Annotated in this window: 14 protein-coding genes and 1 tRNA gene; 3 read left to right on the top strand and 12 right to left on the bottom strand. The window is 58.6% G+C overall.

Going from position 1 to position 15387, the window contains the following annotated elements:
- Both ABIL25_08490 and ABIL25_08485 read left to right on the top strand, forming a co-directional pair.
- Positions 1–1351 (top strand): T9SS type A sorting domain-containing protein (locus tag ABIL25_08490; GenBank protein ID MEO0082312.1); only part of this gene is annotated, 1351 nt, incomplete at its 5' end.
- A 272-nt stretch (positions 1352–1623) separates the two neighbouring features.
- Positions 1624–3411 carry a T9SS type A sorting domain-containing protein gene (locus ABIL25_08485; GenBank protein ID MEO0082311.1) on the top strand — a complete coding sequence of 596 codons (1788 nt, stop codon included), beginning with the start codon at positions 1624–1626 and terminating at the stop codon, positions 3409–3411.
- A gap of 70 nt (positions 3412–3481) precedes the next feature.
- Here the strand turns inward: ABIL25_08485 and recO are convergent, their stop codons facing one another.
- From recO to ABIL25_08460, 5 genes are all read right to left on the bottom strand, one after another.
- A complete protein-coding gene (gene recO / locus ABIL25_08480) occupies positions 3482–4255 on the bottom strand; it encodes a DNA repair protein RecO (GenBank protein ID MEO0082310.1) in 774 nt (257 codons plus the stop codon).
- An 87-nt stretch (positions 4256–4342) separates the two neighbouring features.
- A complete protein-coding gene (locus ABIL25_08475) occupies positions 4343–5311 on the bottom strand; it encodes a CNNM domain-containing protein (protein ID MEO0082309.1) in 969 nt (322 codons plus the stop codon).
- The gene (locus ABIL25_08470) at positions 5311–6567 is read right to left on the bottom strand and encodes a hemolysin family protein (GenBank protein MEO0082308.1); all 1257 of its coding nucleotides are present in this window, start codon (positions 6565–6567) and stop codon (positions 5311–5313) included. Before ABIL25_08470 ends, ABIL25_08475 begins: the two co-directional genes overlap by 1 nt.
- Before the next feature lie 116 nt (positions 6568–6683).
- On the bottom strand, positions 6684–7124 hold the full coding sequence (gene ybeY / locus ABIL25_08465) for an rRNA maturation RNase YbeY (GenBank protein MEO0082307.1): 441 nt from the start codon (positions 7122–7124) through the stop codon (positions 6684–6686).
- Complete coding sequence (locus ABIL25_08460; GenBank protein MEO0082306.1) at positions 7099–8262, bottom strand: PhoH family protein; 1164 nt, start codon at positions 8260–8262, stop codon at positions 7099–7101. The genes ybeY and ABIL25_08460 overlap by 26 nt, the downstream gene beginning before the upstream one ends.
- 173 nt (positions 8263–8435) lie before the next feature.
- Between ABIL25_08460 and ABIL25_08455 the strand changes: the two genes are divergently transcribed.
- Entirely contained in the window at positions 8436–9038 is a 603-nt protein-coding gene (locus tag ABIL25_08455; protein MEO0082305.1) for a transposase, read from the top strand.
- 100 nt (positions 9039–9138) lie between these two features.
- Here ABIL25_08455 and ABIL25_08450 read toward each other — a convergent pair whose 3' ends face one another.
- The 7 genes from ABIL25_08450 to ABIL25_08420 all read right to left on the bottom strand — a co-directional run bounded on the left by ABIL25_08450 (position 9139) and on the right by ABIL25_08420 (position 15129).
- A complete protein-coding gene (locus tag ABIL25_08450) occupies positions 9139–11247 on the bottom strand; it encodes a DUF5916 domain-containing protein (GenBank protein MEO0082304.1) in 2109 nt (702 codons plus the stop codon).
- Between the two features lie 77 nt (positions 11248–11324).
- Complete coding sequence (locus ABIL25_08445; protein ID MEO0082303.1) at positions 11325–12749, bottom strand: dihydroorotase; 1425 nt, start codon at positions 12747–12749, stop codon at positions 11325–11327.
- Entirely contained in the window at positions 12739–13773 is a 1035-nt protein-coding gene (locus ABIL25_08440) for an aspartate carbamoyltransferase catalytic subunit (GenBank protein MEO0082302.1), read from the bottom strand. Before ABIL25_08440 ends, ABIL25_08445 begins: the two co-directional genes overlap by 11 nt.
- Positions 13770–14300, bottom strand: coding sequence for a bifunctional pyr operon transcriptional regulator/uracil phosphoribosyltransferase PyrR (gene pyrR, locus ABIL25_08435; GenBank protein ID MEO0082301.1), 531 nt, complete (start codon positions 14298–14300; stop codon positions 13770–13772). The genes ABIL25_08440 and pyrR overlap by 4 nt, the downstream gene beginning before the upstream one ends.
- A gap of 2 nt (positions 14301–14302) precedes the next feature.
- Positions 14303–14524, bottom strand: coding sequence for a hypothetical protein (locus ABIL25_08430; GenBank protein MEO0082300.1), 222 nt, complete (start codon positions 14522–14524; stop codon positions 14303–14305).
- A gap of 1 nt (position 14525) precedes the next feature.
- On the bottom strand, positions 14526–15029 hold the full coding sequence (locus ABIL25_08425; protein MEO0082299.1) for a hypothetical protein: 504 nt from the start codon (positions 15027–15029) through the stop codon (positions 14526–14528).
- A gap of 26 nt (positions 15030–15055) precedes the next feature.
- Positions 15056–15129, bottom strand: a tRNA-Ile gene (locus ABIL25_08420).
- Positions 15130–15387 lie beyond the last annotated feature (258 nt).

The raw sequence follows: 15387 nt of genomic DNA, 5'->3' as shown, positions 1-15387 counted from the left end.
TGGCGGTTTCACCGTTATTGCAGCACTACCTTCCTGGCCAAAGGGCTGGCATGAGGCAAAGTCCATGCCCAAGACGCCGACTGACAAGGCACCAAAGGACGGTGCCTGGATGGCCCTGCATGCGGCTGGCACTGATGCCAACCCGGTCATCTACGTTGCCAAGGGTAGCAAGGCGACCGACTTCTACATGTACGACCCGACGGCTGGTGACTCCGGGACCTGGTATGAAAAGGAAGAGATACCGGGTAACGAAGGCACCAAGCTAAAGCCGCCGTCCAAGGGCTGCGTCGGTGTGTCTGATGGTGAGCGGTACGTGTACATGACCAAGGGCAATAACACCCTTGGATTCTGGCGCTACAATGCAGTTGCCAACACCTGGGACTCCATGCCTGGCGTGCCTGAAGGGCCATACGGCAAGCGGGTCAAAGGTGGGACTGACATGGTGTTTGCGTCATACAAGGACACTGGCTGCGTGTATCTACTCAAGGGCTACAAGACCGAGTTCTACCGGTATAACCCAGTGGCTCGGAGATGGGACACCCTGCCAGAGGTGCCGTATGGTGGGAACGCCAAGAAGTACGACAAGGGCTCGTTCCTAGTGTATGACGGTGTGAACACCATCTATGTGCACCAGTCAAAGTACTACGACAAGACCCAGGAGAACCCGCACCACTACATGTTCAAATATGACGTGGCAGCAGACTCCTGGTACAAGACTGCACTACCTGGCATGCCGGTGTATGGGCTTGAAGGTGGCAGGATAAAGAAGAAGAAGTCAGCGGATGGCGCTGCCGGCGTGTGGTACGGAGGTAATCTGTATGCGCTCAAAGGCGGGAACACGCAGGGCTTCTTCAAGTACTTCCCTGGTCCAGACACCTGGCATCAGCTCGACACCGTGCCTGGGAACGGGTCATTTGGTAAGAAGAAGCGGGTGAAGTCAGGTGGCGACCTAGTAGCCTATGGTGGCGGAGCGTTCTTTGCCCTGAAGGGCAACAAGTGCTACGAACTGTGGCGGTACGTGGAAGGAACGCTTCAGACTTCAAGCCTCACGCCTCAAGCGCGAAGCGGAGTGCAGGCGGGCAAGTCGGCAGTGAGCAGCCTGCAGTTAGCAATCAGCCCGAACCCGCTAGCCACCGGCTTTGCCACGCTGCGCTACAGCCTGCCCAAGCCTGGGCCGGTTGTTGTCACGGTGTTTGATGTTGCTGGCCGGGCAGTCCACCAGCGGATGCTGGCCGCAAACCGTGCTGGTGCGGTTGCGCTAGACCTGCGCAAGCTAGTGTCTGGCGTGTACCTTGTCCGGCTTGATGCCAGTGACCTGACCCAGACTCAGAAACTCGTGGTGCAGAGATAACAAGCCCGGCTTGTCGGACTCGTCCGACAGGTCAGAGAAGACCAGCAGGGGCGGCGAAGGCCGCCCCTGTGCCATACGGACTGTATTCAAGACTGTAGGAGCCAAGCAATCTTTGAAGCCGGGCCGTGGCTGACGATTCACACACCGGTGCTCTTGTCTTGACACGCCGAACCAGTGGACTAGCATTGGGCTACGCTGATTGGCCGGGCCCTGAGTCTCAGCAGACGGTCGGTCAGCGGATCGAAACGGTCAATATCAAAAAAGGAGGTATAATGACCGCAATCATCGTCGCAACCCTGATCGCAGTCAGTGCGCCGGGTATTACCTGGACGCCGGTCACACCGCCGGCCGACACCAGTACCGGCGGACCCGACGCCTATGGGTACCGGTGGATTGACTCGGATACCGCTGGCGGCCCGGTATATAACTGGGTTGATATCAAGGCCCGCGGCACCATGGTCACCGGCTTAGGTGACGACAACGTCGTAGGTCCGTTCCCGATTGGATTCGATTTCCCCTATTACTGGTACCGCGTGAATCAGGTCTATGTCGGTTCCAACGGCTATATTGCGTTCCACGACAACGCGTTGGCCGCGCACCCATTTCCGACCATACCGAAGACGACCCGACCGAACAACCTACTGGCCCCCCTGATGTCAGACATTGACTGTTCAGTCGGTGGCTCGGTCTGGTACTGGGGCAACTCTGACACCTTCATCGTCCAGTACGACTCGGTCAAGTTCTGGAACACCGGCGGCAACAACACGTTCCAGATAATCCTTACCCGCGCTGACTCGTGCATCAAGTTCCAGTACAAGGAGCAGACCGGCACGCCGTACAACGGCTGGACCTCGGAAACAAACAACACCGGCATCGAGAATGTTGGCGGCAACATCGGCCTGTCCTGGCTGTCAGGCCGCACCCCATCCCGCAACATGTACCATCCCGGACTGGCAATACTTTTCTACCCCCCTGACTCTACTAACTATCAAGTACACGATGCCGGCATCCGCAATGCGATGAACGACCGTTCAGGCGGAATGTTCGTGCTCAATGGTTCACCGATGACCTTCTGGGCTGTGGCAAGAAACTACGGAAACCAGCCCGAGGGTGACTTCAAGTCCTTCGTCCGGGTCAAACAGGGAGCTGTAGTCCGATTCACCGATTCGGTGACAACATCGGTGCCCAACCCTGGTGATATTGACTCAATCGTGTTCCCGAACACCTATACTCCGACTGTAAACGGCACCTACACAATAGAAGTCTATACCCGACTTGCGGGCGATGTTTTCCCGGCCAACGACACCGCTAAAGTCGAGCTTCACGTCGTCACCCTGCCCGGTACGCTCTCGTATGACGACGGCGTCCCCGAGCATATGTGGGCGTGGAACGGGCCGGGCGGATACGGTGCACGGTTCGTGCCACCAGTCTATCCCTGTAGCATTACGACTATCCGGATAATGGCCGGCGCTCAGACTGCGACCCAGTGCGCCCTGGGTCTGTTCGACGACAACGGTCCGGGTGGTTCGCCAGGCGACACGCTTTTCATTGGTACAATCAACGTAACCACGCAGACGTGGTACCCACTGAACCTCCCGACTCCAGCAGTAATAACTGAAGGAGCATTCTTTGTCGGTGCAATGTCGGCAGTTCCCAGCGCACCGTCGTTTGGTGGCGACTCGACTCCGCCCTATGCCGGCCAGTCCTGGGAATATACCGGCGTCTGGGCTCCGAGCCGGCATGCAGACGAAGATGTAATGGCCAACGCGATGATAACTGCGACCGGGATTAGTGAGTGGCTCGGGCCGGTACCGACTACCGAACGGCTCCGCATCGCCGTTACTCCGAACCCGTTCGGCAACAAGAGCTGGTTGCGGCTGTCTGCGCCAAGCCCAGCCCAAGCGGTCGAGGTTTATGATGCAACCGGTACGCTTATCCAGACGTTCCCTATCTCCCGGGGCACAGCAGTCCTGGATGGCCGGCGAATGGCCGAGGGTATCTATTTTGCCCGTCTGGCTGGTGCCGAATCACCTGTTGCCAAACTCGTAGTCTGTCGCTGACCGGCAGCTTATTCTTATTACGGCGGGGCGCATAGCCCCGCCGTCTTGCAAAGTCCTCCCCGGCGCCAGCCTATAGTGTCTCCCACCTGAAAGAATTCAGAATCAACGGGTCAAGGTGGCTGGAAACGTACTCAAGAGCAAGCGGAAGAAAGTCAGCATCTAGAGCTCCAATATCACTGGCAGCGCCAAGACGAGCGGCTGGCAGACGCAGAAGCTGCGCGAGTGCCCGGCGTTCGACCTCCGACAGTGTTCTGCCTTTGGGCGCGGGCCGGCATTGCTGGCAGACCGTTCCTCCCCTTTCCGAGTCAAAGCTCACCTGGTGCCCGGATAGCATCCGGCGACACAACACGCACCGTTCGAGTTCGGGTCGGAAACCGAGAAAGCTGGCTGCCTTCAATAGGTAAGATGCGACCAGTTGCCTGAAGTTGCTCTTGGATGCCTCCAGAACTTCAAGGTATGCCGTAGTAAGCCGGAAAAGCTGACCAGTACCTTCGTGTAGCACATAGTGTGCCGGGTCAAACGGTCGGCCAGTGCGGAGCAAGAACTCAGTTATCTGCTCAGCAGCAAGGTATCGCTGGGGAAGTTCGGCCAGCGCTGGAAAAGACCGTATCAGCTCAGCATCCGAGAGTGTGTAGCGAGTCCGATTCTCGTGCCAGTAGAATGTAACCCTTGACACTGCGAATCGCTCCAGCGCGGCACCGAACCGGCTCTTCGGTCTGCGTGCTCCTTTAGCCACAGCCATGAGCTTGCCGCTGTTGCGCGAGAACAAAGTAACGACCTTCGATGACTCGCGGTACCTTTCGCTGGCCAGACATATCACCTCGGTCTTGATGATACGCGGCACCTGGATGCCCTACAGCTGGCGCCGGACGCCGTAGACTCGATCTTCGTTTTCAGCGTGATGCGAGATGCAGACCGCGCGATATCTCATTCAAGCCTCGCTGCGTATCTCGCCGACCAGCTCTTCGATGATATCCTCAAGCGTGACTATCCCGATGTCCATACCGGACTCATCCGTGACCACGGCAATGTGCTGGCCGCGATGCTGCATCATCTCAAGCACCTCCAACGCGCGGGCCGTTCGCTTGACCCGCTCCAGCTTGTGCATCCGCAAAGGCCCGCTGCCAAGGAGGTTCTTGGCTACGATAACGCCAACGAGTTTGCCATGTTCCTTGCTCCGAACCGGGATCCGGGAAAAACCATATCGCTCGACCACCGAACGCACTTCCTCGACCGTCGCGCCCTCGGGCACACTCTGGATCCGTTCGAGTGGTATCGCGGCGTCGCCGATTGTCATTCCTGAGAAGCGTAGAAGGCGTGCGGCGATGCTTGACGACGTCTGGCCCGGCCGGCAATCGGCCTGGGCGACTGAGCAGAAGTGACGCTCACGCCGGCGCAGGGCGGAAAGAAAGTCTTGGCGAGTCAAAGCCAGCCGGCGTCGGCCTTGGCCGAACGGCGCAGCAAAGACCCGCGTCAACGCACCAAGCAACATCACGAGTGGCAAGAAGGCGACAAGACTTCCGGCCAAGAGCCAGGCTGATTCAGCCAGCCAACGGTTCGGTCGGGCCTGGGCAAGCGCCTTAGGCAGGTACTCACCCAGAACCAGGGTTACGATGACTAGTACGACAACGGCGACGCTCGAATAGGCCGGGCCGAATGTTGCCGCTGCAAATCTGACCACGAGCAGCGTGGAGAACACCTGGCAAAGATTCGTACCGACTAGTGTCGCGATAACAACTACTTCGCGCCAGGAAAGCAACCTGAGAGCGAGACGCGCCCCACCGCCCCGCAACTCTGCCCAGTGCGTCAGCCGAATCCAGTTTGCGCGGTATACCGAGGTCTCGGAGCCAGCGAAAAATCCAAGTGTGAAAACCAGCACTAGTGCAGCAAGCAGCGCCATCAGGTGTGCCCTCCGCCGACACGTCGAATGAGTACCTTCTCGAGCTTGTTTTCAACGACCGAATGTACCGTCAACTCCAGGTCGGCGACAACGATGCGGTCGCCCGGCCGCGCCAGCCGGCCCAGCCGTTCGTGAATAAAGCTGGCCAACCGGTCGTGTTCGACTCCGCGGAATGCGCCCGGAAAGAACCGTTCCAGCGTGGCAATGTCAATTTCACCGTCAACCAGTACCGTGTTTTCGTCCAGGTGGGAATACGGCAATTCTTCGGCTTCGTCAAACTCGTCGGTTATCTCGCCGAATATCGCCTCGAGCACATCCTCAAGTGTGACCAGTCCCGCGGTCTGACCGAATTCGTCAACCACGATGGCAATGTGTGAACCTTTCTTACGGAGCTCCTCGAGCAGCACGGGTAAACGTTTAGTCTCGGGCACGAAATAGGCCGGCCGGCACACAGCCTTTACCGGCGCAGTCAGGTCTGATGACGCGACCAGCTCCTTGGCATATGCGACGCCTACAACCCGGTCAATAGTACGGTCGGCAACCGGCAGCCGGGAAAAGCCAGACATGCGACAGACTTCAATTGCCTGACGTACCGGAGCACCGGCATCAAGCCAGACGATATCAATACGCGGCGTCATTACGCTGGACACGGTCCGCTGCTCAAGGCCGACGAGATTATGAAGGATTTCGGCTTCACGCTCGACAATCACCCCGCGTTCCCGTCCCAGACGAATCATCGTGTGAAGTTCGTCTTCGGAGAGTACGTCCGGCTCCGGCTTGCGGAGCGAGACAAGCTGACCGAGTCGGACCAGCAGCAACGAAAAAGGAGACAATACTAGTCTTACAACAGCCATGAAGTCCACGGCGAAGGCGGCAAAAGCATCCGGGCGGCGGCTGGCGATAATCTTTGGACTGACCTCGCCGAATACGAGTACGAGCCCGGTCATTACCAGACCACCAAAGCCCAAGTAGAGGTCCGGGTTCCTGTTAGCTCGGCCAGCCCAGTCAATGATTGCGAGGGTAAAGAAGGCCGATGCCGAGATGTTGACCAACAGGTTGCCAAGTAGTATCGTACCCAGAAGCCGCTCCGGTTCGGCGAGCAGTTGACTGACCCGTCTGCCGGCACTAGGTTTTTCCTTCTGGAGCCACTCTCGGCTGGCGTGGCTCAGGCTGAACAACGCGGTCTCCGAGCCTGAAAAAACGGCTGACAGGACAAAAAGTACGCCAATTGCGGCAAGATACCAAGGCCAGAGCATTAGGCTGTTGCCGGCGCGACGTGATGCTTGGCGGACGCCAAGACCAGTACTGTCACCACCACTTCTTGACCATCGTGCTGTGTTCTCGTACTACACATTAGACGCTCTCTGACAGCTCAGAGGCAGTTTCTATAGAACGGTTCCATCTCCCGGTGCGTAAAGCCCAGGAGATGAAGGATACCGTGCAACATCAGGCGTTTGAGCTCGTTATGGTACGCGACCCCATTTTCCCGGGCCTGAGCCCGCGCCCTGTCGCGCGAAACATATATTTCACCCAGAACGACCTCGCCTGTGTCCAAGTCGGCTGCGCCCAAGGGAAACGACAGGACGTCGGTCGGGCGATCCTGCTTCCGAAAGCGCCTGTTCAGCTCACGAATCCGGTGGTCGTCCACAAGTACGACATTGACACAGATAGCTGGCGGCTCTTGGCTCAAAGCTGACCGCCGCAGGTCAAAACGCGGAAGGTAATTCAAGAGGAACTGGTTGAGTGTCCTTGCCAGCCGGGCTGCGTCTGATTTCACCCGCTGGTCGCTAGTATTCAGGACCCGTATCTTCACCTCGGTTTCCCTCTTTGGCAAACCGCGCCTCGTATGCTGTAATTATTCGTGACACCAGCGGAGGCCGGACCACGTCCGTTTCGTTGAACCGCACTATCTTGATGCCGGGTACCGCACCAAGGAGCGATTCAGCTTCAACCAACCCGGAGGTATGCGAGTGAGGCAGATCAATCTGAGTGGTATCGCCTGTTACGATTGCCTTTGAGTTCCAACCGAGCCGGGTAAGGAACATTCGCATCTGGGTGGAAGTGGTGTTCTGGGCTTCGTCAAGAATGATATACGAATCCGAGAGTGTCCGGCCGCGCATGTACGCTAGCGGCGCCACTTCGATCACCTCTTCTTCAAGTAGCCGCCGCATCCGCTCACCGGGCACCATGTCAAACAGGGCATCGTACAGCGGCCTAAGGTACGGGTCCACCTTCTCTTTGAGCGTACCTGGGAGAAATCCGAGGGACTCGCCGGCCTCGACCGCAGGCCGGGTCAGCACAATCCGGTTCGCCCGACCCGAAACCAGTGCTTCGACTGCGGTCGCGACCGCAAGATAGGTCTTTCCTGTTCCAGCCGGGCCGATTGCCAGTACAACTTCGGACCGGGCAATTGCTTCAAGATAAGCACGCTGGTTTGCCGATTTGGCAACAATCGTCTTGCGTGGAGTCCGAACAACCAATATATCAGCGCCGGCCTCCGCTGGCTTAACTCTACGCCGGCTGGCCCTGATGGCGCCGACTTCCGCTTCAAGAAGTTCCGGCGTAACAGCCTCGCCGCTGCGGCAGCGCTGAACAAGCCGACCGAACAGCTCGACAAGCTCCTCCTGCTCCTCAGCCGGGCCGGAGAGCAGCACTTTGCCGGCCCGGACTACAATCCGGGTGCGAAAAAAAGCGGCAAGTGTATGCAGGGTGGCATCAGCCGGTCCAAGCAGCGCGACCGGATCAACCCCTTCGACATCGAGCTCCAAAGTACGTTCCCCTGCCTGCGTATTCCTCGTACTCCGAGGTCCTGCGCCCTGAATCAGTGGCTTGTCCCTTGGTTCTCCAATTGTTGACTGCTCTGAGTCCGGTCGGGGATTTCGGGCGTCGGACTCCCGGCGCCGCTGTCCTGTCCGGCCGGACTTCGCACCCGCAGGAGTTTCCTGATTCAAGTGGAGCCTTAAGCGATTGTAACCGGACGCCTTTGCTCCGTCAAGGAAGCGGTTTTCGTCGGTAGTATCCTCAATCTTGTGTAATTCATCTAAGAGAAGGGCAGAGCGTATATCCTTCTGTATGGTTTGTTAGTATTGGTCTATAAGGACTGCCAAACCAGGAGGATAAGCCCATGCCCTACTATCTGTGCCGCAGCAAGAAAGAGACGGACTGTCACCGGTACTATATTGAGCGCTGGCAGGAGATCAAGGACTTCTCGGCTGGCGACGAGGCCGAGCCGGTTATCGGACCGATGCGCCAGGCTCTGCAACGCCTGATGGAAGGAACTATGCTGGCGCAGTTGGTCGGCCACGTTGGCGCCAAACCCTGCGAGCGAACCGATACTCGGCGCGGGTATCGGGCCGAGTGTCTGGCCGGTGCGAAGCGGACCTACTTGGCGCAGAGCTACCGTGCTGCGGTGAAGCGGTTCCGGCGCTGGGCTCGGGAGTGGCAGGGCGGCGTGCCCAAAGCGGTGGCCTGCGTGGAGGAAGACTTGGAAGAGCTGTTGGCGTACATGAAGGTATTAAGGAAGCAGCGGGGGTTGTTAGCGAAAGTGCGGACGACGAATGTTATCGAGCGGATGTTTCGAGAGTTCCGCAAACGAGGCCGGCCGGTGTGCAGCTTCACGGATGCTGCAAGTTGTGACCGGATTGTGTATGCGGTGTTTATGGAGTGCAACAAACGATGGAAGGAACGCCTGCTATGGAAACCGAACCAAACTACACAAAATTCTTGACACTACCATGACCGGGCGAGGCCAAATTGAGTCGTACTTACCTTTCCCCGTATGCTCGGTCGGCCAGGAACCACGCGGACATGAAAACCAGCACCGTGGCCTAGAACACGAGTAGGTAGCGTAGCTTGGCGACCACAGTCCGGCTCGCCAAGCTAAGCGTACCCGTCGAATTGTCCGCCGATTGATCAAACGCGAGATACATTGTACTGCGTGGCCGGAACGTCCAGGCGTACATCACTCCAGCCCGATATGATCGGTACGGCTGGTGGCCGTCCGGGTCATAGCCGCACACCATCTCGCCCCGCAGGGTGAGTTTCATCTTGGGTGTGAAGGTCACGTTTGCTTCAGGCTCCAGGACAATAGTAATGTCCTCCGTTGGTTTCAACTCATACCCAGGCCGAAACTCGACCACCGGCCGGGCCGTCATGCCGAGTCCCAAATGATCCCCGACCCGTGCCCACAAAGTGCCCTCAGCCGAAGCGTTTGGTGCAAAACCGGCCCGGCGGTAGTTGTAGGTCCAGCTCTGCCAGTCCATACCAGCATAGAGCTGCAAGGGCTTGGAGTAGTCGGTGCAGGCGTGGAGACTCGCAGATGTAGTCCAGTATAGGCTGTCCATCTCCCACTTTCGGTCTGCGCCGGCCCCGGCTGACACATAAGAACGGTTGCGAAACGAGGCGGAGCCGTCGAGTCTGAGCCCTCTTGATAATCCTGGTTCATCCCAGGACTGTTCGCCGCCAATGGAGAATAGCAAGTTCCCCTGTTGAATCGGCCCCGAGTTGTAGAACGCTGGGCCAGCTGAGAGGTATACGCTCCTGCCACGCCAGGCGATGTACCCAGTACCGTTCACGTCGAAGAGCGAGTCCAGCAACTTGGCCGACAGATACGACGTAAACTTTCGACTCCGCCATTCGAAGTTGGTAGCCAGACCGAGACCTAGCGAGTCTCCACGACGGCTGCTAGCTCCAAACAGCTTCGCACAGAACGGGTCAAGACGCAACACACCATCCAGGCCCAAGGCGTGGTTGTGAAAAAAGGAGTTGTCCTTGCCGACGTACAGAAGTCCGGCCTCCGAGTTAGCTAGCAGTTCGCGCCGGAGTGCAAATACCGAGTAGTAGCTCATCGGCTCTATGCGCTCCTCGCCGGCATATTTGTAAGCGCTCCGGCCAGTTAAGGCCCCAAGTCCGCCGACCGACCATGGCCCGAACCGGCCGGTAAACTTCGTCCCGACCCATATCGGCACGACTCGGTTTCCGGGCAGTGGCTTGCCAATGCGGCGCGAGTAGAACAGCTGCAGCGGCTGAAAACCGGTGCCGAATGTCTCCTGGGCCTCGACGAAGAATGGCCGCTGCTCGGTGAGCGACAGTTCATACCGGGTCATGTTCACGCGGTAGGGGTCGGCTTCGATTTCCGCATAGTCTGGAAAGGTGGTCACCTGGAGCGAGGCAGTCGGCGCTGGCATCCACGACAGATCAAGCCCAACCCAGGGTTTAGGCCGAACTAGACCTTCCTGCTCCAACCGCATGAGAGCAACCGGGTACGCCTCGACGTGCAGGGCCGGCGCTGGCGGCCTGATTCTCAAAAGCGCACCCATCCTTGAGACCCGGAACCCGGTTTCTTGGTAGGAGCTCCAGAACGTCCGCTCGTTGGTGGCGATGGTCGAGCGGCTGAAGTCAATACCCCACCGGTCATTACCCGCGTCATAGCGCAGCGTCTTGAATGGAATCGCCATTTCCGCGGTCCAGCCCCAGGAATCCCGCTTGACCGCAGACTGGAATACACCGGACCAGGTCTCGGTCCAGCGGCCGTCGTCGGTCAGTCGGTAGGTCATCTCGGTACCCGAAGCCCGGACCGAGAATGCGTAGCAAGTCGCGTCGTCGTCAAAGGTATCCAAGAATACCTGCACCGCGTCCGCGGTTTCGCTCAGCGACGCATGGACCTTGTTCGCATCCCGCACCGCGCAGCGGAACGCAATGTACAGACTTTTCTCATCGTATAGGAGCCGGGCCACGGTGGATTCTGAAGCCAGCGCGCCGTACTCAGGCTGGCGCTGGATGAACCTGGTCACCATTGCCGCATCATCCCAGACATCTTCCAGCACGCCGTCAATCTTTGGCGGCCGGCTAGTCAACTTCGCCTCGATCTCCGGCAGCGAATCACCCGCAGGGGCCAAGGTGATAACGATGCAAAGGTATAGAATGTTCCGCAGCAATAGTCTCGGGTAAGACTGGCTGGCAGCTGGAGTCTCTGGCTCTGTGCGATTAGCTATTAGCCGCCGGCCGTTTGACCTTATGCCGGGTGTAGCAGCCAGAACTGCTCCTCCCCAAGCACGCCGGACAGAACACGGCCCTTGAGTTCGCAGCCGAAGAACGGAGAGTTGTGTGAGCGGGACATACCAAGGTCTGGCGTATAGGTCCACCGTGCTTCAAGGTCAAGGATGACAAGGTCAGCTGGTGCGCCCGGCTCAATAGACGGCTGGGGCAGCCCGAGTACTCGGGCCGGCCCGGTGGTGAGAAGTCTGATGTAATCCACCAGCTCTATTTGTCCGGACAGTACAAGCTGCTCGTAGCCCAGGCTGAACGCGGTCTCAAGGCCAATGATTCCTGGTGGCGCAAGATCAAACTCAAGGTCCTTGTCCTGCCGTGTGTGTGGTGCGTGGTCAGTCGCAATAGCATCAATGGTGCCATCGGCCAGGCCGCTGATGACTGCCTGCCGGTCCTGCTCGGTCCGCAATGGCGGATTGACCTTGAAGTTGGTGTCAAAACCGACCAGGGCTTCTTCGGTCAGTGTGAAGTAGTGAGGGCAGGTTTCCGCCGTAACCTCAACCCCGCGTTCCTTGGCGCGCCGCACAACGTCAACCGTTGCCGCCGCGGACACGTGCGCAATATGGATACGCGCTCCAACGTACTCAGCCAAAAGAATATCGCGACTGGCCGCTGCGGCTTCAGCCACGACCGGACTGCCCGCGAGTCCAAGTCGGGTGGAAATCAGGCCTTCATTGGCAACCCCGGGCATCTCTGCGAGTTCACAGTGCGATATTACCGGAATGTCGAACGCCTTGGCATACTCCAGGACCCGACGCATCACTTGGGCGTCACTGATCCAGCTTCCGTCATCTGAAACCGCTACTACGCCGGCCGTCTTCATTCCGGCAATCTCGGCAAGCTCCTTGCCTTGGCGGCCCCGGGTGCAGCAGCCGACCGGCAGGACCCGCGCGAATCCAGCCTCTTCGGCCCGGTGCAGCTCAAAACGTACCAGTGCCTCGGTATCCACTGGTGGCTCAGTATTGGGCATCGGACAGACCCGCAGGAAACCACCGGCCAGGGCCGCGCGCGTACCGGACGCTATCGTCTCTGCGTCTTCGTTGCCAGGTTCACGCAGATGGCAGTGCAGGTCAATGAATCCCGGCGCAATGTACTTACGCCGACAGTCAACCAATTTGGCGCCCTCGGACTTCACGTCCCGACCAACTCTAGTGATTCTGCCGTTCTCAATCAGAATGTTGCAGGCGCGGACTTTTCGCGTCGCCGGGTCAATTACCCGGCCGCCGAACAGAAATCGCCGGCGTTCCGCGGCGGCAATCAGTGATTTCGCCCCTGAAACTCCTGTCGTCGACTGCTTTGGGTCCGACTTGGGCTTCCCGGCGTCGGACGGCCGGCGCTCTGCATCAACAATCACTGGCTTGTGTCCGTCCGAGTCCCGCTCACTCGGCAACTGTACCTCCTCCAGCCAGAAGATACAAGACCGCCATCCGCACCGCGACGCCGTTGGTCACCTGATGCAGAATCAGCGCTTGGGGCAACTCCGAAACCTCGAAATCCATCTCCACCCCCCAGTTCACCGGTCCAGGGTGGGTGATGACAACATTCTGGTCCAGCTTCGCTAGACGCTCCCGGGTCAAACCGTACAGCATTCGGTACTCGCGAACCGAAGGGAAAGCACTCGACGAAATCCGCTCGGTCTGGACTCGAAGCATGTTTACTACGTCCACTTCGAAAAGTATCCGGTCAAGCTGATAGAATACTTCACAACCGAGCTGCTCAACGTAGCGCGGCATCATCGTCGGTGGTCCACATACCGCAACCCGGCACCCGAGCCGCGCAAAGCACAGGATGTTCGACCGAGCAACGCGTGAGTGCGCAATATCACCAACTAGAAGCACTTTTTTTCCTGCGAGGTCCCCGAGCCGCTGCCTCAGAGTGAAGGCGTCTAGCAGCGCCTGGGTCGGATGTTCATGACACCCGTCACCCGCGTTCACCACAAACGTCTTCAGCCGCCGCGCGAGGAAGTGTGGTGCGCCCGGCATCGAGTGTCTAACCACCACGCCATCTACCCGCATTGCCTCAAGGTTCTTGGCGGTGTCGAGCAGCGTCTCGCCCTTCCTTACCGCCGAGGTCCCGTGCGAGAAATTCACGCACTGAGCACTTAGCCGATTCGCAGCCAGTGCAAACGACGTAGCGGTTCTGGTTGAAGGTTCGAAGAATAGATTGACGATCGTCTTGCCCCGCAACGCCGGCACCACTGGAATCGGGCGTTTGAGCACTCCAAGGAAACTTTCGGCCTGCTCAAGAATCGCAATTATCTGCCGTTGGTCAAGTTGTTCGATTCCCAGAAGATGCCGCATCCGTTCCGGCATGGGGGACTGGTTGCCGGCTTCCCGGCACTGGAACTTCGTTACCTTGGTGACTGCCTGCTTAGTCCGGACGCTGTCTTGCGGCTTCCTTCTACTTGGGCTCACCTTCGCGTGACGTAAACCCCGTCCCGTCCATCTTCTTCGACGAGGCAGATGTCAACCAAGTCATCGCGTGCAGTCTTGAGAATCCGGCCGGTAAAATCTGGTTGAATCGGTAGTTCCCGGTGTCCCCGGTCAATCAGCACTGCGAGTTGAATCGAACGGGGCCGACCGAAGTCCAGCAGTTCGGACAGGGCGGCCCTGGCGGTCCGGCCGGTAAAAATCACATCATCCACCAGTACCACGGTCCGGCCGTTCAGGTCGAAGCCAATTTCCGATCCGCGCACAATCGGTGTCTCGGCTACCAGTTGCAGGTCGTCCCGATAGAGCGTTATGTCCATTGCGCCGACCGGTATCTTGGTTCTGCGGCCCCGACTTACAAGCTCGGCCAGCCGCCGTGCCAGCGGTACTCCACGGCGTTTGATGCCGACCATCGCCAAGTCGCCCACACCCTGATTCCGGTGGCTGATTTCCCGCGCCAGCCGGACGACAAGCGCACGAACCTCTTCAGCGGTAACTCGCGGCCCCTTCACTGTCACTTCACCAACAGCGAGACCGGAATCAGCACGCAGTAGCCCAAGACAAGAAGGAGCGGCGCAAGTGTTATCGAACCGCGAGCGAGCGTAATAAAGCCGATGGCCACGATCACAATACCGACGGCCATGATGATGTAATTCTTCCTGCCCAGAGCGACTTGGGGTCGCGCCGGTTTCTTCGGCGTCTTCGGTGGTGGCTGTTTGAGTGGTTTCTGCTTCATGCTAGTCCTTGCGCTCCATCTTAGCTGCGCCACCTCCAGTGTCAAGGCCCGCTTCCGAACCGCCGTGTGAGTTGTCGCCGCTAGTGGCCGGAAACTGTCGCTCAAGAAAGGCAATGACTGGATGGGGGTCTGCAGGCAAGAGCAGGTGGACTCCCCGGAAGTTGTCCAGAAACGTCCGGTGCGAGAATGGCGAGAGTACAACTCCGCCGGTCGTGCGAAACCATCTCCGGAACCGGTCCCACTCGTAGGTGTAACGGAACAGTCGCTTGTCAATCGTCACGCCCTCCTTGTTCATGGTACAGGTAATCGGCAGGAAAAAAGTATGCAGACTGGCGAAGAGAACAACGATTGCAACAACGGCAAGTGTTGGGCCGGCGTACCACCACCCGAAGGCAACGACGGCAATAAGCAAAAACCCCACCAGCACCGCCTTCGCCGGTGCATCCCCGGCCCGATGCACAGTCCAAGTAACACTGTTCTCGTTCTGGCTCGTGTCGTTCTGCATGCTGGGTCTTAGCTTCTTAGCAGGAATGGGCCCGGTCCGGGTCGAACGGACGACCGGCTGATTATGAGTCAGCTGCTCTGACCAACTGAGCTACGGGCCCCAGCCAAAGGGTAGCATAATCGCCCTTATAGTCAAGCCAGCGATCGCTCCCCAAATTCCGATGTAGAAGCTGAAGTCTGCGGTCGAAGGCGTTCGGCACAGCGGTTGTGATGCGATGGAGTGCTTGCGCCGCTTTGGCGTGACGTTGAGTTAGCCTCCGCAGACTGGTTCAGTACCAGAAATGACCTGGGTGGAAATTCGGCATGACGCCAGTAAAGGCTTGGGGATTCTGCCGGCAGTCGGGCAGCGGTCTAGGTCG

The sequence above is a fragment of the candidate division WOR-3 bacterium genome (assembly GCA_039801365.1).
GTDB lineage: Bacteria > Hydrothermota > Tepidihabitantia > Tepidihabitantales > Tepidihabitantaceae > JBDRUN01.
The sequence above is the reverse complement of the archived record's forward strand: the minus strand, read 5'-3'. Positions and strand labels throughout refer to the sequence as shown.